Annotated in this window: 17 protein-coding genes and 3 pseudogenes; 12 read left to right on the top strand and 8 right to left on the bottom strand. The window is 60.0% G+C overall.

Features of this window, described 5'->3' with window-relative positions; all coding sequences use genetic code 11:
• Positions 1-100: 100 nt before the first annotated feature.
• Positions 101-319 (top strand): hypothetical protein, encoded by a 219-nt coding sequence (locus tag BLU63_RS17540; RefSeq protein ID WP_010457552.1) that lies wholly within the window; start codon positions 101-103, stop codon positions 317-319.
• Between the two features lie 253 nt (positions 320-572).
• On the opposite strand, the gene BLU63_RS17535 is transcribed toward BLU63_RS17540, so the two are convergent.
• Positions 573-1874, bottom strand: a complete 1302-nt coding sequence (locus BLU63_RS17535) for an ISL3-like element IS1411 family transposase (RefSeq protein WP_011920678.1) — start codon at positions 1872-1874, stop codon at positions 573-575.
• A 137-nt stretch (positions 1875-2011) separates the two neighbouring features.
• On the opposite strand from BLU63_RS17535, the gene BLU63_RS33040 reads away from it, so the two are divergent.
• Positions 2012-2395 carry a DUF6124 family protein gene (locus tag BLU63_RS33040; protein ID WP_010457553.1) on the top strand — a complete coding sequence of 128 codons (384 nt, stop codon included), beginning with the start codon at positions 2012-2014 and terminating at the stop codon, positions 2393-2395.
• Positions 2396-2542: 147 nt separating this feature from the next.
• Here the strand turns inward: BLU63_RS33040 and BLU63_RS17525 are convergent, their stop codons facing one another.
• Both BLU63_RS17525 and BLU63_RS17520 read right to left on the bottom strand, forming a co-directional pair.
• A complete protein-coding gene (locus BLU63_RS17525; RefSeq protein WP_010457554.1) occupies positions 2543-2902 on the bottom strand; it encodes a PilZ domain-containing protein in 360 nt (119 codons plus the stop codon).
• Positions 2903-3146: 244 nt separating this feature from the next.
• Positions 3147-3524: a tetratricopeptide repeat protein gene (locus BLU63_RS17520; protein WP_010457555.1), complete on the bottom strand. Its 378-nt coding sequence runs from the start codon at positions 3522-3524 to the stop codon at positions 3147-3149.
• A 157-nt stretch (positions 3525-3681) separates the two neighbouring features.
• Here BLU63_RS17520 and pyk point away from each other — a divergent pair, with 157 nt between their 5' ends.
• The gene (gene pyk / locus BLU63_RS17515; RefSeq protein WP_010457556.1) at positions 3682-5133 is read left to right on the top strand and encodes a pyruvate kinase; all 1452 of its coding nucleotides are present in this window, start codon (positions 3682-3684) and stop codon (positions 5131-5133) included.
• Between the two features lie 91 nt (positions 5134-5224).
• On the opposite strand, the gene BLU63_RS17510 is transcribed toward pyk, so the two are convergent.
• From BLU63_RS17510 to BLU63_RS17500, 3 genes are read right to left on the bottom strand one after another with little or no spacing between them, the layout of a single operon-like run.
• A complete protein-coding gene (locus BLU63_RS17510; protein ID WP_010457557.1) occupies positions 5225-5974 on the bottom strand; it encodes an enoyl-CoA hydratase-related protein in 750 nt (249 codons plus the stop codon).
• 31 nt (positions 5975-6005) lie between these two features.
• Entirely contained in the window at positions 6006-6941 is a 936-nt protein-coding gene (locus BLU63_RS17505) for an iron-sulfur-binding ferredoxin reductase (protein WP_010457558.1), read from the bottom strand.
• A complete protein-coding gene (locus BLU63_RS17500; protein ID WP_010457559.1) occupies positions 6934-8040 on the bottom strand; it encodes a GGDEF domain-containing protein in 1107 nt (368 codons plus the stop codon). Before BLU63_RS17500 ends, BLU63_RS17505 begins: the two co-directional genes overlap by 8 nt.
• A 570-nt stretch (positions 8041-8610) precedes the next feature.
• Here BLU63_RS17500 and BLU63_RS17495 point away from each other — a divergent pair.
• From BLU63_RS17495 to BLU63_RS17460, 8 genes and pseudogenes are all read left to right on the top strand, one after another.
• Positions 8611-10134 carry a fumarate hydratase gene (locus BLU63_RS17495; protein WP_010457560.1) on the top strand — a complete coding sequence of 508 codons (1524 nt, stop codon included), beginning with the start codon at positions 8611-8613 and terminating at the stop codon, positions 10132-10134.
• Between the two features lie 162 nt (positions 10135-10296).
• On the top strand, positions 10297-12063 hold the full coding sequence (locus BLU63_RS17490) for a sensor histidine kinase (RefSeq protein ID WP_083375878.1): 1767 nt from the start codon (positions 10297-10299) through the stop codon (positions 12061-12063).
• Positions 12057-13382 carry a sigma-54-dependent transcriptional regulator gene (locus tag BLU63_RS17485; protein ID WP_083375877.1) on the top strand — a complete coding sequence of 442 codons (1326 nt, stop codon included), beginning with the start codon at positions 12057-12059 and terminating at the stop codon, positions 13380-13382. Before BLU63_RS17490 ends, BLU63_RS17485 begins: the two co-directional genes overlap by 7 nt.
• Positions 13383-13503: 121 nt before the next feature.
• Positions 13504-13704, top strand: a pseudogene (locus BLU63_RS17480) (helix-turn-helix domain-containing protein); the annotation flags it as partial.
• Positions 13705-13825: 121 nt separating this feature from the next.
• A pseudogene (locus BLU63_RS17475) lies at positions 13826-14026 on the top strand (helix-turn-helix domain-containing protein); the annotation flags it as partial.
• Positions 14027-14147: 121 nt separating this feature from the next.
• A pseudogene (locus tag BLU63_RS17470) lies at positions 14148-14348 on the top strand (helix-turn-helix domain-containing protein); the annotation flags it as partial.
• Between the two features lie 311 nt (positions 14349-14659).
• The gene (locus BLU63_RS17465; protein ID WP_010457563.1) at positions 14660-15979 is read left to right on the top strand and encodes an MFS transporter; all 1320 of its coding nucleotides are present in this window, start codon (positions 14660-14662) and stop codon (positions 15977-15979) included.
• A 241-nt stretch (positions 15980-16220) separates the two neighbouring features.
• A complete protein-coding gene (locus tag BLU63_RS17460) occupies positions 16221-16850 on the top strand; it encodes a flavin reductase family protein (RefSeq protein ID WP_010457564.1) in 630 nt (209 codons plus the stop codon).
• Here BLU63_RS17460 and BLU63_RS17455 read toward each other — a convergent pair whose 3' ends face one another.
• Positions 16851-17081, bottom strand: a complete 231-nt coding sequence (locus BLU63_RS17455) for a hypothetical protein (RefSeq protein WP_083375873.1) — start codon at positions 17079-17081, stop codon at positions 16851-16853. It abuts the gene before it with no gap.
• A gap of 41 nt (positions 17082-17122) precedes the next feature.
• Positions 17123-17476, bottom strand: a complete 354-nt coding sequence (locus tag BLU63_RS17450; RefSeq protein ID WP_010457568.1) for a putative quinol monooxygenase — start codon at positions 17474-17476, stop codon at positions 17123-17125.
• A gap of 335 nt (positions 17477-17811) precedes the next feature.
• Here BLU63_RS17450 and BLU63_RS17445 point away from each other — a divergent pair, with 335 nt between their 5' ends.
• On the top strand, positions 17812-18741 hold the full coding sequence (locus tag BLU63_RS17445; RefSeq protein ID WP_010457570.1) for an AraC family transcriptional regulator: 930 nt from the start codon (positions 17812-17814) through the stop codon (positions 18739-18741).
• The last annotated feature ends 121 nt before the right edge of the window (positions 18742-18862 follow it).

The raw sequence follows: 18862 nt of genomic DNA, 5'->3' as shown, positions 1-18862 counted from the left end.
TAAAAAAGGTGGCGATGTCCGGTCTCAGCAATGCAGCAAAGCTGAAGTTAATAATTTCAATGACAATCCGAAATACCAAATAGCTAGCAAGGAATAAATCATGGACGATAAATATCTATTCGCGTCAGTGCTAATCAAGATCAACCAGAACCAACTAGCGTTGGGTGCGGCTATGGATGAGCTCACTATCTGGGCTGAGAAGCAAGGTGCGAGCGATGTCGCTGGCCACATAAGAGATGCACTAGAAACGCTGGATCAAAATCAAGAGTTTATCTCGTTGGCTCTTCTCTCTGTGTCAACTGACTTCAAAGGAGAATAGGTATCCCCGCTTTATAGTCCCTTTACCCGAAGCGAAGAGTGACGGAGTGGAGAGACTCGCTTTGCTGTGGCCAATGGTCATGACCATTGGCCAAGCCTGCATTCACCCTGGTCCTACACGTATATACAAGAAGCCGTACAACGGCTACATAATCAGTTGCTTCTGCCTACAACCTGCGGTGCCCCCGACTGACTTCGGGCGAGAGTCACCCCGATTAAGGTTCTCCTATCGCTACTTATCAGGCTCTTCGCATTTAAGGGTGTAGCTGATTTCTAAACCCTCCTGACTTCAGCAAGCACCTGGCTATGTAATTGGTTAAATTTCTAAAGCCCAAGGCGGTACCTCGTAAGTGCTCAAGTCGCCCGTTGATAGCTTCTGTTGGACCGTTGCTGGTTCCTGGCCGGTCGAAGTAGGCAAGGATGCTCTCAGCGTATTTTTTCAGCGTTTCCCCCAAGCCTTTCACCTCGATGAGCGCTTTGGGCAAGTCGCTGGCTGTAATGATATTTATGACCTCTTCCATGAGTTTTTTACCACGTTTTCGATCCGGCTCGTTGTAGGCGCTGACCACCCGTTGGTACATGCTCCAGGTGCAATCCACTTCGAGGTGGTGCTCATCTGCAAACAGCTGGAACAGTTGCTTTTTGTTGGCGTCAGACAGGTAGCTGATCCGAGTCAGTAGCGTTCGACGGCTTTTGTAGAGCGGGTCATTTTTACGCCCTCTGCGGCCCAGGATGTCGTGTTGCACACGCCGGCGGCATTCATCCAGCATGTTGCTTGCCCAGCGCACGACATGGAAAGGATCCAGCACGGTTTGGGCTTGAGGCAGGGCTTCTTGCGCTGCAGATTTAAACCCCGTAAAACCGTCCATGGCAATGCTTTCGATCTGGTCACGCCACGATTTGGGGCGACTCTGTAGCCATTGCTTAAAGGCTTGTTTGGAGCGGCCTTCCAGCACATCGAGCAAGCGGGCCGGCCCGTTTTTGTTACGCACGGGCGTAAGGTCAACCACGATGGTGACGTACTTGTCACCACAGCGTGTATGTCGCCAAACATGCTCATCCACGCCCAGCACGGTCACACCGTCAAAACGTGTCGAGTCATTAAAAAGCAGGCGCCGTCCTTCGTTGATAATGGCATTATTAGCGGTGTGCCATGCAACATCAAGCTGGCTCGCAACACGAGATACCGACAGATGATCCAGCACGATGGCAGCTAATGCCCAGCGTATCGCCCCATATGAAAGCTTTGAACGTGGAGGTGCTGCACTGTTTGTATCTTCATGCCAGAAACAGCCGCAAGCACAACGCCAGCGACGGATACGCAGCAGCAATCTGGTTGGTCGTTGTCCGTAAGGTGTGTGAGCAAGATGCCTATCGACAGTACCGCGTGAAACACCAGCAGCCCCGCACTTGGGGCATGGCTCGGGTGCTTTGGTTAAACGACATTCGATGACGGCGCGCTCTGCACAAAGATGTTGTCCAGTGGCAGTCAGGCCGAGGTTATTCAGTTGGCAAAAGCTGGAAAGATCAGGGCTAGAAAAGGTAAGATTGTTCACGTCGGGGGCTTAGTTTTTGTTGGTGTGAGAGCTTACATTTTCTAAGATCCTCGACTCCTTTTCCAGCCGGTCAGATTTTTTCTACACCCTTAAATGCGAAGAGCCACTTATCAGCGATCCAATAAGGAGTTAACCCCATGTCGAAGGCTACACCTGCCCCTTCCGAGCCTACGTGCTCAGCCTATGCCACTTTCGATCCAAAAAAACTTCATACCGCCGCCCAAAAAGCGCTGAACCACCATCTCGCTCAAAAAAAAACCAAATCGTGCTTTGCTAACGAACGCACCACCGAGGAACGCGCCATGAAGATGTTCACCGTTGTCCCTGATGCCAACCCCGAAGCCTTGACCATCGAGACCTACGAAACATTCTCGACGGTCAGCATTCTGCTACTCGACCTGGCGGAAAGTCTGGACGACAAGCCGCGGCATCTGGCGATGGCGATTTATCGGATGAGTGAGTTGGGGTTGATGCTGGTGGAGCGGTCGCTGGATAACGAAAAGGCGATCAAGACGACCTGAGCTTGATTATCAGGCGCCTGAGCTGACGTCATCGCGAGCAGGCTCGCTCCTACAGGGGATTTTCAGTGACCACAAAATTTATGGACAGCCGATACCCCTGTGGGAGCGAGCCTGCTCGCGATGGCCATTGCCGATGCATCACAACACTCAGGCAGACGCCGGCATCGGCTGAAAACTGAAGTACTGCGTCAACGCCTCCACCAATTGCCCATACTCCGGCGGTGCCCGTTGCAGGCTGAACCCGGCGTCGTAATGGTGGGGGGTTTCGTCTTCGTGGCACCACAAACAACAGGCCGTCAGGTCAATGACCTGTTGGCAACCGTCGCTGGCGGGGATTTTCAAACGCAGGTCAAAGTCGACGCCCACCATCATGGGCAACTGGCTGATGAGCATCAGCCCGTCGGCGGACACATTGCCCAGAAAGCCGATGGGTTTGTCGGTGACGCTGTTGAATACTTTCAGAAAATACGGCAGTTGATGCCGCTCGATCCGGCGGTCGGTAAACATGCGCAGTTGGCCCAGCAAGGCCCTTAAGCAGGGCCGCACTAATGCTTCGGAACGTGCCGTTTTTGCTTTTGTTGAAAAGCCTGGCGCGCTCTCCCCGTTCCCGGTGCGTCAGTCCATGAATCCGCTGACGCTTACGGCTGCCGGTCACAGGTATGACCTCGGTCTAGAGACATGGCTCTAAAACCGATCCATTCGACTATAGCTCACCACCGCCGGGCGGCCAGCCTTTGCACGACAACGGCAATCAGAACCGCGTCGGGCGCACGGCGGCCGCGGCGCTGCGAGTCGGGTAATGTCCCAGGCTCTGCAAGGTTTCCAGACGGGCGCGGGCGCGGTAGGCGTATTCGCTTTGCGGGTAGGACGCCATGATGAACTGATAAGTCTGCGCCGCATCGATGAACAGCTTCTGCCGTTCCAGGCACTGGCCACGCATCATCGACACTTCCGGCCACACATAAGGCCGCGCACGGCTGGAGCGTTCGACTTTGGACAATTCGAGCATCACCTGCTCGCAATTGCCGCGATCGTAAGCGCTGTAGGCATTATTCAAATGATGGTTCATAGACCAACGGGCGCAACCCGTCACACTGAGGGCAAGGGCGGCAATGAGCACGAATCGCATGGGGGATCTCCTGTCTTGAGCTCTGTATCGACCCGTGAGCAGAAATCTTCAGGAATGTTCGGTTAAAGAAACAAACGAAAAAGTAGTGCAAACGAACAATGACTACACCCGCTGACCATAGTAGCCTCACTCAGCGCTTGAACTCAGGAGTCTTTGCATGTCCGTCCGTCGTACCAAAATCGTCGCTACCCTTGGCCCGGCCAGTAACTCGCCGGAAGTTCTCGAACAGCTGATTCTGGCTGGCCTGGACGTCGCCCGCCTGAACTTCTCCCACGGCACCCCCGACGAGCACAAGGCTCGCGCGAAGCTGGTGCGTGACCTCGCGGCCAAGCACGGTCGTTTCGTGGCCCTGCTGGGTGACCTGCAAGGCCCGAAAATCCGGATCGCCAAATTCGCCAACAAGAAGATCGAGCTGAAGATCGGTGATCAATTCACCTTCTCCACCAGCCATCCTCTGACCGAAGGCAACCAGCAAGTGGTCGGCATCGACTACCCGGATCTGGTCAAGGATTGCGGCGTGGGCGACGAGCTGCTGCTCGACGACGGCCGCGTGGTGATGCGCGTCGATACCGCCACCGCCACCGAACTGAACTGCACCGTACTGATCGGCGGCCCGCTGTCCGACCATAAAGGCATCAACCGTCGCGGCGGTGGCCTGACGGCGCCGGCCCTGACCGAGAAAGACAAGGCCGACATCAAGCTCGCCGCCGAGATGGAAGTGGACTACCTCGCCGTGTCCTTCCCGCGCGACGCTGCCGACATGGAATACGCCCGTCAACTGCGCGACGAGGCCGGCGGTACGGCCTGGCTGGTGGCGAAGATCGAACGCGCCGAAGCCGTGGCCGACGACGACACCCTCGATGCACTGATCAAAGCCTCCGACGCCGTCATGGTGGCCCGTGGTGACCTCGGTGTGGAAATCGGCGACGCCGAGCTGGTGGGCATTCAGAAGAAGATCATTCTGCACGCACGCCGCCACAACAAGGCTGTGATCGTGGCGACCCAGATGATGGAGTCGATGATCCAGAACCCGATGCCGACCCGCGCCGAAGTGTCCGACGTAGCCAACGCCGTGCTCGACTACACCGACGCCGTGATGCTCTCGGCGGAAAGTGCTGCCGGCCTGTACCCGCTGGAAGCCGTGCAAGCGATGGCGCGCATCTGCATCGGCGCGGAAAAGCATCCGACCAGCAAGACCTCCAGCCACCGCATCGGCAAAGTGTTCGAAAGCTGCGACCAGTCCATCGCCCTGGCGGCCATGTACACCGCCAACCACTTCCCGGGCGTGAAGGCGATCATCGCCCTGACCGAAAGTGGCTACACGCCGTTGATCATGTCGCGCATCCGTTCTTCGGTGCCGATCTACGCGTTCTCCCCGCACCGCGAAACCCAGGCCCGCGCGGCGATGTTCCGTGGCGTCTACACCGTTCCGTTCGACCCGGCATCGCTGCCGCCTGAGCAAGTCAGCCAGGCCGCGATCGACGAGTTGCTCAAGCGCGGCGTTGTCGAGAAAGGCGACTGGGTCATCCTGACCAAGGGCGACAGCTACCACACCATCGGCGGCACCAACGGGATGAAAATCCTGCACGTTGGCGATCCGATGGTCTGAGTGATCGGCTGCTGAAAAGCAAAAGCCCCGCCATGTGAATGGCGGGGCTTTTTGTTGATCGCTCCCACGATCTGCGTGGGAACGATCGATGTCAGTGTCGGCTGATAAAAGCCGACAATGCCGCCATCGCCTCAGGCGAGCGCAACCTTTGGGTGAACAACGCGCCCTCTTCTTCGATCACTGTGCGCAGCTGCTCCCGGTCCGGCGCTTTCATCAATTGCTTGCTGATCCGCACCGCTTCCGGTGGCAATGACTCAAACCGCAACGCCATCTCCCGCGCCTTGGCCAACGCCGCTTCGCCACTGCCCAACGCTTCGGTGGCAATGCCCCACGCCGCAGCCTGCTCACCGCTAAACCCTTCACCCAACAGCAACAGCTCCGCTGCTTTGGCATGCCCGAGCAATCGCGGCAGGATCAGGCTCGAACCAAACTCCGGGCACAACCCGAGGTTCACGAACGGCATGCGCAACCGCGCATCACGGCTGACATACACCAGATCGCAATGCAGCAACAGCGTCGTGCCGATCCCCACCGCCGCGCCCGCCACGGCGGCGATCACCGGTTTGCGGCATTCCAGCAGGTTGAGCATGAAGTGGAACACCGGGCTGTCGAGGTTGCTCGGCGGTTGCTGGATGAAATCGGCGATGTCGTTGCCGGCTGTGAAGCACTCGGCACTGCCGGTGATCAGCACGGCGTTGATGTCGGGGTCGGTGTCGGCCTGTTTCAGCGCGTCGGCCAAGTGGCTGTACATGGCGCGGGTCAGGGCGTTTTTCTTGTCGGGGCGGTTCAGGCGCAGGGTCAGCAGGCCGCGTTCGCGTTCAAGCTGGATGGCATCGGTCATGGCGAGTCTCGCGTCGTTAAACGATCAGCGCTCAACCACGGGGAACAAAGACATCCGCCAGCAGTTGGTTGCGCGGCAGTCCGGCCAGGTACAAACGCCGGGCAAAGGCGTCGACACTGTCGGGGGCTCCGCAGACTAAGGCCAGGGTTTGCCGGGAAACAAGCCGCAGTTGCGCCAACGCTTGCGGCAACTCGGCCGGGGTCCAGCATTCAATGCTGAGGTTTTCACGTACATCGGCCATGGCTTGCAGGGGCTTGGCCAGGTAATGCTCGCTGGCGTCATGGGCGAGGTGAATGACGCGGATGGCGCCTTGGTGATCTTGACGCAACGCTTCGCGCAACACACCGAACAACGGCCCCAGTCCCGTACCGGCCGCCATCAGCCACAGCGGTCGAGTGCTCCAGTCCGGGTCATATTGCAACGCTCCGCCACGCAGTTCGCCGAGGCGGATCGGGTCGCCGATTTTCAGCTGACGGGCCGCGTCGCTGAATTCACCCCGCTGCCGGCAATCGAGGTGGAACTCCAAAAAGCGGTCCTCTTCCGGCAGGCTCGCCAAGGAGTAGGGCCGTGCCACGTTGCCCGCCCACAACACCAGATGCTGCCCGGCGCTGTAGCGTAACGGTCGCTCGGTGGTCAGGCGCAACCGCAATACGCTGGTGCTCAACCAATCAACGGCGGCGACTTGCGCGGGGCGGCCGTCGACGTGTGGATCGAAGGCATGCACCTGCAAGTCCTCGACCACCTGGCACTGACACGCCAGACGCCAACCTTGCTGACGCTGTTCAGCGCTCAAGGCATCGGGACGGCTGTCGCTGGGCAAGCCTTGAACGCATTGCACCAGGCACGCATGGCAACTGCCGGCGCGACAACTGTAGGGCACGGCCACGCCGTTCTGATTCAGGGCATCGAGCAGGTTGCTGCCCGGGGCCACGGACCAATGGCGCTCGCCGACGCGCAACTCAGGCATCGACGTTCTCCCACGCCGCCGCGCAGCGATTGCGCCCGTCACGCTTGGCGCGGTAGAGCGCCTGGTCGGCGCGCTGCAAGGCGTCGTCGAGATCATCGCCCAACTCCAGCAACGTCATGCCGGCGGACAAACTGAGGTGGGCGACGTTGAGTCCGATCAACTCGACATCGGTAAAGGCGATGCGCAGCCGCTCGCAACAAGAGGTCAGGCGTTCGGCGTTGCAGTCGGGCAGCAACACCACGAACTCTTCGCCACCATAACGGGCCAACACATCGCCCTCTCGCAGGCAGGCGGTGGCCACGCCGGCAAAGGCTTGCAGCACCTGGTCGCCAGCAGCGTGGCCATGAACGTCATTGATGCGTTTGAAGTGGTCGAGGTCGATCAACGCCAGGCCGTGCACCACGCCCGCCTCCATCGCGTTCAGCTCGCGGGAAGCCAGGCGCAGGAAATGCCGGCGGTTGAACAGCCCGGTCAGTTCGTCGGTGGCGACCAGGTCTTCGAGCTGGCGCATCATCCCGCGCAGGGTGTCTTGGTGCGCCTGCAAGGCAAACCGTCGTTGGCGCATACGTTGACGCGAGGCCTGGACGTAACGGGCATAAAGCTCCAGCCACACCAACACGATAAACAGCACGCACACCTGCAACGCGGCCAGCGCCGGGTCGTGCAACTGGAAGTGGTAGCCCTCCCATAGCGTGATCGCACTGAAACTGAAAAACACCAACAGGGCACAGCGCACAAACGCACGGCGTGAAAGATGGAACAGCCCGAACAACATGATCAGCAGGTAGAACACCAGGAACGCGCCGCGCGCCTCATCCAGATTGGCAACCAGCCATGTCTGCCACCCCAGGCCCATCAATACTTGTGCTTCGGTCAGGCTCGGGTCGGAAAAGCGCAGGTTGCAGCCGCTGTAAAACACCGCGAACAACGTCCCCTGGGTGATCACCACCAGCGCGCTGCCGATGGCCACGCTGGTCAGCGGCTCATCGTAATGCCCGGTGAAAAACGCCATCCACAGCAAGACCAAAGCCAGGGCGTAGGTGCCGGCTGCGAGGGCGAAGCGTTTGAGCAAAAGCCGTTGGATGGCGTTATGGGTCAATCGTTGACTCACCGTGCGAAAGGAGGCTGATCGAGTGTCCTACTCTACAGACCGAATGCCACTTTAGTGGGGTGTCTGATAAATGACCATTCAATTTTCGGGGCAGAAAACTGGCGTCAAAAGCATGTCCCTGAATGACACAAAACCTGCGGCGAGGGAGCTTGCCTGTGGCGAGGGGATTTATCCCCGTTCGACTGCGAAGCAATCGCCCATCCGACACACGGGGTATACCTGTCTCACCGAGGTGTAGCTATCGGGGGCGGCTTCGCCACCCAACGGGGCGGGGCGACGTTTCGCTAAATCCCCACACCCCAGATAAATCCGCCTGCCGCAAGATTGACTTTCGGCGGGTGTGCCCGGAACCGAGGCGCGGTATACTGCCGCGCCTTTTTAGCGTCGCGCCAGCAGCCCCGGCGTGCCCTGACTCTTCGAGCCAGCTTCAAGTTGCAAGCTCCAAGCAGCAAGCTCAAAGCAGTACACACACTGCCCTTACTTGCCGCTTGTAGCTCAAAGCTTGAAGCTGGCTCGAAGAGCTATTGAATGTTCCCGTCTTTTAGAGGAGCGCGACTCATGACCGTGATCAAGCAAGACGACCTGATTCAGAGCGTTGCCGACGCCCTGCAGTTCATTTCCTATTACCACCCCGTTGACTTCATCCAGGCGATGCACGAGGCCTACCTGCGCGAAGAATCGCCGGCAGCTCGTGATTCGATGGCGCAAATCCTGATCAACTCGCGCATGTGTGCCACCGGCCACCGCCCGATCTGCCAGGACACCGGCATCGTCACCGTCTTCGTCCGCGTGGGCATGGACGTGCGTTGGGATGGCGCCACCATGGGCCTGGACGACATGATCAACGAAGGCGTGCGCCGGGCTTACAACCTGCCGGAAAACGTCCTGCGTGCCTCGATCCTCGCCGACCCGGCGGGCGCTCGTAAAAACACCAAGGACAACACCCCGGCCGTTATCCACTACTCCATCGTTCCGGGTAACACCGTGGAAGTGGACGTGGCAGCCAAGGGCGGCGGCTCCGAGAACAAGTCGAAAATGGCCATGCTCAACCCGTCCGACTCGATCGTCGACTGGGTATTGAAGACCGTTCCGGAAATGGGCGCCGGCTGGTGCCCACCGGGCATGCTCGGCATCGGCATCGGCGGCACCGCCGAGAAAGCCGCCGTGATGGCCAAGGAAGTGTTGATGGAATCCATCGACATTCACGAGCTGAAAAAGCGCGGCCCATCCAATCGCATCGAAGAGATGCGCCTGGAACTGTTCGAGAAGGTCAACCAACTGGGCATCGGCGCCCAGGGCCTCGGTGGCCTGACCACCGTACTCGACGTGAAGATCATGGATTACCCGACCCACGCCGCTTCGCTGCCGGTGTGCATGATCCCGAACTGCGCCGCCACCCGTCACGCGCACTTCGTATTGGATGGCTCCGGCCCGGCGACCCTGGAAGCGCCACCGCTGGACGCCTACCCGGAAATCGTCTGGGAAGCCGGCCCGTCGGCCCGTCGCGTCAACCTCGACACCCTGACCCCGGAAGACGTGCAGAGCTGGAAGCCGGGCGAAACCGTCCTGCTCAACGGCAAGATGCTCACCGGTCGCGACGCCGCGCACAAGCGCATGGTCGAGATGCTGAACAAAGGTGAAACCCTGCCGGTCGATCTGAAAGGTCGCTTCATCTACTACGTCGGCCCGGTTGATCCGGTGCGCGAAGAAGTGGTGGGCCCTGCCGGTCCGACCACCGCCACGCGGATGGACAAGTTCACCCGTCAGATCCTCGAGCAAACCGGCCTGTTGGGCATGATCGGCAAATCCGAGCGCGGCCCGACCGCGATCGAAGCGATCAAGGACCACAAAGCCGTGTACCTGATGGCAGTGGGCGGCGCGGCTTACCTGGTGGCGCAAGCGATCAAGAAATCCCGTGTCGTGGCATTCGCCGAACTGGGCATGGAAGCGATCTACGAGTTCGACGTCAAAGACATGCCGGTGACTGTTGCAGTAGACAGCAAGGGCGAGTCGGTACACATCACCGGTCCTGCCATCTGGCAGAAAAAGATCAGTGAAAGCTTGGCGGTCGAAGTGCAATAAGCGCGTCGACGACGAAAAAAAAAGGCGACAGGAGCTATGCTCTTGCCGCCTTTTTTATTTGCTTTATATATCTATGTCAAAAGGCGGTGGATTTCAGCGTGGGAATGCTTAACACCGTCGTGATATGGTTCGCGCCCTCCGCACACTTGTGTAATCCCCGGCATGCTTGAGTCTTCTCGCTCTTTGCGCATAACTCTATACACCCTCCTTATCTTCGTCGGTGCCGCACTGGCGGCCGGAATTGCCCTGCGTCACACCGAACGCCAGGCGCTGGTCGAGGACGCTGCGCGGGCCAATCAGCAACTGGCGCTCTACGCCAATTCCCTGCACACCCTGATTGATCGCTACCGCGCCCTGCCCGCCGTGCTGGCGCTGGACCCGGAGTTGCGCGCTGCGCTCAACGGTCAGGTCACGGCGGAACAACAGGACGCGTTGAACCGCAAACTGGAAAAAATCAACGGCGCCGCGCAGTCCTCGACCCTGGAACTGCTCGACCGCACCGGCCTCGCCGTGGCGGCCAGCAATTGGCGCTTGCCCAGCAGTTACGTCGGCCACAACTATGGTTTCCGCCCCTACTTCAGCCAGACCCGCACCCAGGGCACCGGGCGTTTTTATGCGGTGGGGGTGACCAGCGGCATTCCGGGCTATTTCCTGTCCAGCGCGGTCACCAGCGACGCCGGCGAGTTCCTCGGCGCGATGGTGGTGAAGCTTGAGTTTCCGGAACTGGAGCGCGAATGGCGTCAGGGCAGCGACACGCTGCTGGTCAGCGACGCACGCGGCATTATCTTCATCGCCAACCAGCCGGGCTGGCGCTACCGCTCGTTGAAACCCTTGAGCGACAGCGATCACGCCGAGCTCAAGGCCACCCGCCAATACGACAAACAACCGCTGACCCCGCTGGACTACCAATCGCTGCAGCGCTTTGACGACAACAGCGATCTGGCGCGGGTCGTCGGTCCTGATGGCACGGCCAATTACCTCTGGGAATCACTGCCGCTGAGCACGGAAGGCTGGACTCTGCACCTGCTGCGCCGCCCGCACGTCGCCTTCGAAGACAGCCGCAACGCCGCACTCGCCGCTGCCGGGCTGTGGCTGGCGCTGGTGTTTCTGTTGCTGTTCCTCAACCAGCGCTGGCGCCTGGCGAAAATGCGCCAGCGCAGCCGTGAAGAACTCGAACAATTGGTCGAAGAGCGCACCCGCGACCTGCGCACGGCTCAGGACGGTCTGGTGCAATCGGCCAAACTCGCGGCCCTCGGCCAGATGTCCGCCGCCCTCGCCCATGAAATCAATCAGCCACTGACCGCCCAGCGCATGCAACTGGCCACCTTGCGTCTGCTGCTCGATCACGGTCGGGTCGACGATGCCTACAAGGCGTTGAAACCGGTGGACGACATGCTGACGCGCATGGCCGCCCTCACCGGCCACCTGAAAACCTTCGCCCGCAAAAGCCCCAGCGGCTTGCGCGAACGTCTGGACCTGGCAGCGGTGGTGGACCAATCGCTGCAATTGCTCGACGCGCGCCTGCGTGATGAGCAGGTCAGCACCGTGCTGCACCTGACGCGTCCGGCGTGGGTGCGCGGTGATGCGATTCGTCTGGAACAGGTGTTGATCAATCTGCTGCGCAATGCCTTGGACGCGATGCAGGACAAACCCTGCAAACGCCTGGAAATCCGCCTCGAAGCCGACGAGCAACTCTGGCGCCTGACCGTCACCGACAATGGCGGCGGCATCGCCGAAGAGCATCTGCCGAACGTGTTCGATCCGTTCTTCACCACCAAACCGGTGGGTGATGGCCTGGGCCTTGGCTTGGCGGTATCGTTTGCCATCGTGCACGAATCGGGCGGTCGCCTGAGCGCCGACAATCATGCCAACGGCGCCGTGTTCACCGTGACTTTACCCATCGACCTGGAGGCCCACAGTCCATGCTGAATTCCGTGATGGTGGTCGACGACGAAAGCAGCATTCGCAGCGCCGTCGAGCAATGGCTGAGCCTGTCGGGTTTCGAGGTGCAACTGTTCAGCCGCGCCGATGAGTGCCTGGCGCAATTGCCGGGGCACTTCCCGGGCGTGATCCTCAGCGACGTGCGCATGCCCGGCATGACCGGCCTTGAGTTGCTGGCCGAGGTTCAGCGTCGTGATGCCGACTTGCCGGTGATTCTGCTGACCGGCCATGGCGATGTGCCGATGGCGGTCGAAGCCATGCGCGATGGTGCCTACGACTTTCTTGAAAAACCCTTTAGCCCGGAAACCCTGCTGAGCAGCTTGCGCAGGGCGCTGGACAAGCGCCGGCTGGTGCTGGAAAACCGCGCGCTGCACGAGCTGGCGGACAACCGCGCCAAACTCGACGCGACGCTACTGGGCGTGTCACGCGGCTTGCAGACGTTGCGCCGACAGGTGCTGGATCTGGCGGCGTTGCCGGTCAACGTGTTGATCCGTGGTGAAACCGGCAGCGGCAAAGAGTTGGTTGCCCGCTGCCTGCACGACTTCGGGCCGCGCGCGGACAAACCCTTCGTGGCGCTCAATTGCGCGGCGATTCCCGAGCAGCTGTTCGAGGCGGAATTGTTCGGCCATGAGAGCGGCGCGTTCACCGGCGCCTCGGGTAAACGTATCGGCAAGCTTGAATACGCCGATGGCGGCACGCTGTTTCTCGATGAAATCGAAAGCATGCCCCTCGCCCAGCAGGTGAAATTGCTGCGGGTGTTGCAGGAGCAGAAGCTTGAGCGGTTGGGGTCGAATCAGAGCATTCGCGTGGATTTGCGGATCATCGCCGCGACCAAGCCTGATCTGCTGGACGAGGCACGGGCCGGGCGTTTTCGCGAGGACCTGGCGTATCGCTTGAACGTCGCTGAGTTGCGCCTGCCGCCCTTGCGCGAGCGACGTGAAGACATTCCGTTGTTGTTCGAATCGTTTGCGCAGAAGGCCGCCGAACGTTTGGGCCGCACGTTTCCACCGTTGAGCGGCCCGCAGTTGAGCCATCTGCTGAGCCACGACTGGCCGGGCAATGTGCGCGAATTGGCAAACGTGGCCGAACGTCAGGTGCTGGGGCTGGGCGAGCCGGAACCGGTCGGCATCGATCCCGGCCAGTCGCTGGCGGCGCAGGCCGAAGCGTTCGAAGCGCATTGCCTGCGCGCGGCGCTGACCCGGCACAAGGGCGACGTGAAAGCGGTACTTGAAGAACTGCAACTGCCGCGCCGGACCTTCAATGAAAAGATGCAGCGGCATGGGCTGACTCGGGAGATGTTCTCGTAGTGCCTGAACGGCCCTCTTCGCGGGCAAGCCTCGCTCCTACAGGGTTTGCGTCGTTTGCAATATTGTCGAGCGACACAAATACCGTAGGAGCGAGGCTTGCCCGCGAAGAGGCCACTGCAAGGGCGAGCCGGAACCGGTCGGCATCGATCCCGGCCAGTCGCTGGCGGCGCAGGCCGAAGCGTTCGAAGCGCATTGCCTGCGCGCGGCGTTGACCCGGCACAAGGGCGACGTGAAAGCTGTACTTGAAGAACTGCAACTGCCGCGCCGGACCTTCAATGAAAAGATGCAGCGGCATGGGCTGACTCGGGAGATGTTCTCGTAGTGCCTGAACGGCCCCCTTCGCGGGCAAGCCTCGCTCCTACAGGGTTTGCGTCGTTTGCAATATTGTCGAGCGACACAAATACCGTAGGAGCGAGGCTTGCCCGCGAAGAGGCCAATGCAAGGGCGAGCCGGAACCGGTCGGCATCGATCCCGGCCAGTCGCTGGCGGCGCAGGCCGAAGCGTTCGAAGCGCATTGCCTGCGCGCGGCGCTGACCCGGCACAAGGGCGACGTGAAAGCGGTACTTGAAGAACTGCAACTGCCGCGCCGGACCTTCAATGAAAAAATGCAGCGGCATGGGCTGAGTCGGGAGATGTTCTCGTAGTGCCTGAACGGCCCCCTTCGCGGGCAAGCCTCGCTCCTACAGGGTTTGCGTCGTTTGCAATATTGTCGAGCGACACAAATACCGTAGGAGCGAGGCTTGCCCGCGAAGGGGCCAATGCAAGGGCGAGCCGGAACCGGTCGGCATCGATCCCGGCCAGTCGCTGGCGGCGCAGGCCGAAGCGTTCGAAGCGCATTGCCTGCGCGCGGCGCTGACCCGGCACAAGGGCGACGTGAAAGCAGTACTTGAAGAACTGCAACTGCCGCGCCGGACCTTCAATGAAAAGATGCAGCGGCATGGGCTGACTCGGGAGATGTTCTCGTAGTGCCTGAACGGCCCCCTTCGCGGGCAAGCCTCGCTCCTACAGGGTTTGCGTCGTTTGCAATATTGTCGAGCGACACAAATACCGTAGGAGCGAGGCTTGCCCGCGAAGAGGCCAATGCAAACAACGCACATCCACGAGCCTGATAAGCAATTTTCCGCTCACGCCCAGCCCGGCATAAGCGGATTTCCGCTCACCCAATCCCCGCAACCCCTCTAAACCAGCCCTCCTTGATCTGGCACACCTCCTGCTATAGCCCATGCAGGCTGCGTTTCAACGCGCTCCACAAAAACAATTAAACGAAGGATCCTTCAATGGATAACTCCAACGCCCTGCCCCTTGGGTCGGCTGCCGTGCCCGCCAAAGAAAGAACCACCGCCAGTCGCATCAAGTCGATCTTCAGCGGCTCTGTCGGCAACATGGTCGAGTGGTACGACTGGTACGTCTACGCTGCCTTCTCCCTGTATTTCGCCAAGGCCTTTTTTCCCAAAGGCGACACCACCGCACAACTGCTCAACACCGCCGCGATCTTCGCCGTGGGCTTCCTGATGCGCCCGATCGGTGGCTGGCTGATGGGCCTGTACGCCGACAAGGCCGGTCGCAAGAAAGCATTGATGGCTTCGGTGTACCTGATGTGTTTCGGCTCGCTGCTGATTGCCCTGAGCCCCGGTTATGAAACCATCGGCATCGGCGCACCGATCCTGCTGATTTTCGCCCGCCTGCTGCAAGGCCTGTCGGTCGGTGGCGAGTACGGCACCTCGGCCACCTACCTCAGCGAGATGGCGACCAAGGATCGTCGCGGCTTCTACTCCAGCTTCCAGTACGTGACCCTGATTTCGGGTCAGCTCATCGCCTTGGCGGTGTTGATCGTGCTGCAACAAGTCCTGACCACCGAAGAGCTGTACGCCTGGGGCTGGCGCATCCCGTTCGCCATCGGCGCGCTGTGTGCCGTGGTCGCGCTGTACCTGCGTCGTGGCATGGAAGAAACCGAGTCGTTCACCAAGAAAGAAAAGGCCAAGGAAAGCGCAATGCGCACCTTGATGCGCCACCCCAAGGAACTGATGACCGTGGTCGGCCTGACCATGGGCGGCACCCTGGCGTTCTACACCTACACCACGTACATGCAGAAATACCTGGTGAACACCGTCGGCATGAGCATCTCCGACTCCACCACCATTTCCGCCGCCACGCTGTTCCTGTTCATGTGCCTGCAACCGATCATCGGCGGCTTGTCGGATAAAGTCGGTCGCCGTCCGATCCTGATCGCCTTCGGCGTGCTCGGGACGCTGTTCACCGTGCCGATCCTCACCACCCTGCACACCATTCAATCCTGGTGGGGCGCGTTCTTCCTGATCATGGCGGCGCTGATCATCGTCAGCGGCTACACCTCGATCAACGCGGTGGTGAAAGCCGAACTGTTCCCGACCGAAATCCGTGCACTGGGCGTCGGCCTACCGTATGCGCTGACCGTATCAATCTTCGGCGGCACCGCTGAATACATCGCACTGTGGTTCAAGAGCATCGGCATGGAAACCGGTTACTACTGGTACGTGACGGCGTGTATTGCCGTGTCGTTGCTGGTGTACATCACCATGAAAGACACCCGCAAGCATTCGCGGATCGAGACGGACTGAGTCAGCCCGCGCAATAAAAACAGGGGCAGACCTTAACGGGTCTGCCCCTTTTGTTTGCAACCGACACACAAAACCCTGTGGGAGCGAGCCTGCTCGCGATAGCGGCGTATCAGCTACACATTGGCTGACTGACACACCGCTACCGCGAGCAGGCTCGCTCCCATATTTGAATCTCATCGCTGGAAATTATCCGTTCGTCCTTGCACCATGACTGCCTCCCGAGCCTCCCGGAATATATGCCATGCCCGACGACATCCACTTCTACGAACCCGCCAACGGCCACGGCCTGCCGCATGACCCGTTCAACGCCATCGTCGGCCCGCGCCCTATCGGCTGGATTTCCTCCCAAGACGCCAACGGCCGCTTGAACCTGGCGCCTTACAGCTTCTTCAACGCCTTCAATTACATTCCGCCGATCATCGGGTTTTCCAGCGTCGGCCGTAAAGACAGCCTGAACAACATCGAGCAGACGGGCGAGTTCGCCTGGAACCTGGCCACCCGGCCACTGGCCGAGCAGATGAACCAGAGCTGCGCCATGGTCCCGCCCGAGGTCAACGAGTTCGAGCTGTCTGGCCTGACCCCGGTCGCCTCGAAAGTCATTCAAGTGCCACGGGTCGCCGAAAGCCCGGTGTCCTTCGAGTGCAAGGTCACGCAGATCATTCAGTTGCAGCGGGCGGACGGGAACGTGGTGCCGAGCTGGCTGATTCTGGGCGAAGTGGTCGCCGTGCATATCGCCAAGTGGCTGTTGAAAGACGGGGTGTACGACACCGCCGCGGCAGAACCGATTCTGCGCGGCGGCGGGCCAGCGGATTACTTTCAGCTGGGGCCAGAGGCATTGTTCAAAATGTGGCGCCCGGGGGCGGTCAAGTGATTACCAGAGCAGGTCGGCGTCTTCTTTGACGTCTTTGAGGCGGGTCAGCTCTTTGGCTGCGGCCAGATCAGCCTCGTTGGCCGTCTTGAAGATTTGCCCTTCAAGTACTTTGTGAAAACGTGGCGCTCCGGTGCCACCGATGGCTTTGACGGCGATCGCGGCGTGGTAACCCCCCTCGCCCGGTACTACAGCGGAAACAGCTTCGAAATGATCAAAGGCTTTACGTGCCATGTCGCGGATCCTGGCTGATTGAGAATGCAGCCATTAAACCCTCAACCCGCCATTTTGTGTACCCACGACCCGGACTGCCCCCGCGCCTGGTCGGCCGACACGTCCTTGAAGGTATGAAAATCCAGGCTGTTGACCACCAACTCCTGCACCAGCTCGGCGAAAATCTCCATCGCCGGGGTGCCGAAATAGGCCGTCATCGCTTGCTGATTCGCCCAGAAACCGGACACCAGCCACAACTCCGGATCGCATTGCGAATGCTGCAGGGAAAAACTCAGGCAACCCGGCGCGCTGCGGGACGGCTCGATCAAGGCGCTCAGGCGCGCACCGAGTTCTGCCGAACGCCCGGCGCGGGCACGAACAAAAGCCATGTGACTGACGGGGATCTGCGTAGACATGTTCAACCCTCCCAGGGAGTCGAGTGGCAGCCGGGGGACGGGCTGCGACAGGATCAAAGGTTAAGCGCGCAGGGGGAAGCGCGGTTAGTCGATTCCTGCCGGCTTGTTGCACAATCCTGCGCGGCGTTTCGATAAACCTGTAACAACCTGTAAAAGCGTTCGTACCAACAAAACTCGGCTTTCAAGCAAGTTTCCCTGAGTTGCAGCAGCCATAGAGGCACCGCTGATCCACTCGATGCAGAATCAGGCAAGCTTGAGGCAGGATGTGTCTACCGCTCTGTCTTGCACAAACTTAAGCTGGCCTCATTACCAACGCCTCAACGAGGATGCCCGGCATGTCGTCGTTCGATCACTTTCAAGCCCCGCTGGATGCCGACATGGAGAAACAGCGCGCTGAACTGGCCACTATCATCCGGCGCAACACCACGGATGATGGCACTTATGCCACTGCCGTCGGCTCGCTGTTCATGTCCAAACACTGCAAGTCCCATGAATTTGCCCCAGTGCTGGCCCAACCCGCGCTGTGCATCATGGCGCAGGGGCGAAAAGAGGTCAGGCTGGCCGACGAATACTTTAATTACGACCCGCTGAATTACCTGGTGGTGTCGGTTTCGATGCCGTTGAGCGGGCGGGTGGTGAACGTCACGTCGCAAGAACCGATTCTCGCGGTGCGACTGGATATTGATCCGGCTGAAATCACCGCGCTGATTGCCGACGCCGGCCCTTTGGGCGTACCGACCCGTCCCACCGGACGCGGCTTATATGTCGAACGGATCGATACGGCGATGCTCGACGCGGTGTTGCGTCTGGCGCGTTTGCTCGATACCCCGAAAGACATCGCCATGCTCGCACCGCTGATTCGCCGGGAGATTCTTTATCGGTTGTTGCGCAGTCAGCAGGGCCATCGGCTGTATGAGATTGCGATTGCTAATAGCCAGAGCCACCGCATCAGCCAGGCGATCAAGTGGCTTAACGGCAACTATGAGCAACCGTTGCGCATCGATGATCTGGCGAAGGAAGTGAACCTGAGCGTCTCGACGTTGCATCACCGGTTCAAGGCGATGACAGCAATGAGTCCGCTGCAGTATCAGAAGCAACTGCGCTTGCAGGAAGCGCGGCGGTTGATGCTGGCCGAAGGGCTTGAGGCTTCGGCGGCGGGGTATCGGGTGGGGTATGAAAGCCCGTCGCAATTCAGCCGGGAATATAGCCGGTTGTTTGGGGCACCGCCGTTAAGGGATCTGGCGCGGTTGCGGTTGTCGGTTTGATCTGATTTTTGTGCTGGTTTTGCCGGCCCTATCGCGAGCAGGCTCGCTCCCACATTTGATCTGGGGTGTTCACAAATTCTGTGTTCACAGGAGATCCACTGTGGGAGCGAGCCTGCTCGCG

This window comes from Pseudomonas mandelii, assembly GCF_900106065.1.
Lineage (GTDB): Bacteria > Pseudomonadota > Gammaproteobacteria > Pseudomonadales > Pseudomonadaceae > Aquipseudomonas > Aquipseudomonas mandelii.
The sequence above is the reverse complement of the archived record's forward strand: the minus strand, read 5'-3'. Positions and strand labels throughout refer to the sequence as shown.

Excerpts from the sequence above, each read along its gene's own strand:
- BLU63_RS17450 (WP_010457568.1), bottom strand. The coding sequence starts at position 17,476 with ATGTCTACGCAGATCCCCGTCAGTCACATGGCTTTTGTTCGTGCCCGC.
- BLU63_RS17465 (WP_010457563.1), top strand. The coding sequence starts at position 14,660 with ATGGATAACTCCAACGCCCTGCCCCTTGGGTCGGCTGCCGTGCCCGCC.
- BLU63_RS17455 (WP_083375873.1), bottom strand. The coding sequence starts at position 17,081 with ATGGCACGTAAAGCCTTTGATCATTTCGAAGCTGTTTCCGCTGTAGTA.
- BLU63_RS17495 (WP_010457560.1), top strand. The coding sequence starts at position 8,611 with ATGACCGTGATCAAGCAAGACGACCTGATTCAGAGCGTTGCCGACGCC.
- BLU63_RS17520 (WP_010457555.1), bottom strand. The coding sequence starts at position 3,524 with ATGCGATTCGTGCTCATTGCCGCCCTTGCCCTCAGTGTGACGGGTTGC.
- BLU63_RS17485 (WP_083375877.1), top strand. The coding sequence starts at position 12,057 with ATGCTGAATTCCGTGATGGTGGTCGACGACGAAAGCAGCATTCGCAGC.
- BLU63_RS17540 (WP_010457552.1), top strand. The coding sequence starts at position 101 with ATGGACGATAAATATCTATTCGCGTCAGTGCTAATCAAGATCAACCAG.
- BLU63_RS17510 (WP_010457557.1), bottom strand. The coding sequence starts at position 5,974 with ATGACCGATGCCATCCAGCTTGAACGCGAACGCGGCCTGCTGACCCTG.
- BLU63_RS17525 (WP_010457554.1), bottom strand. The coding sequence starts at position 2,902 with ATGTTTACCGACCGCCGGATCGAGCGGCATCAACTGCCGTATTTTCTG.
- BLU63_RS17445 (WP_010457570.1), top strand. The coding sequence starts at position 17,812 with ATGTCGTCGTTCGATCACTTTCAAGCCCCGCTGGATGCCGACATGGAG.
- BLU63_RS17490 (WP_083375878.1), top strand. The coding sequence starts at position 10,297 with ATGCTTGAGTCTTCTCGCTCTTTGCGCATAACTCTATACACCCTCCTT.
- BLU63_RS17505 (WP_010457558.1), bottom strand. The coding sequence starts at position 6,941 with ATGCCTGAGTTGCGCGTCGGCGAGCGCCATTGGTCCGTGGCCCCGGGC.
- BLU63_RS33040 (WP_010457553.1), top strand. The coding sequence starts at position 2,012 with ATGTCGAAGGCTACACCTGCCCCTTCCGAGCCTACGTGCTCAGCCTAT.
- BLU63_RS17460 (WP_010457564.1), top strand. The coding sequence starts at position 16,221 with ATGCCCGACGACATCCACTTCTACGAACCCGCCAACGGCCACGGCCTG.
- pyk (WP_010457556.1), top strand. The coding sequence starts at position 3,682 with ATGTCCGTCCGTCGTACCAAAATCGTCGCTACCCTTGGCCCGGCCAGT.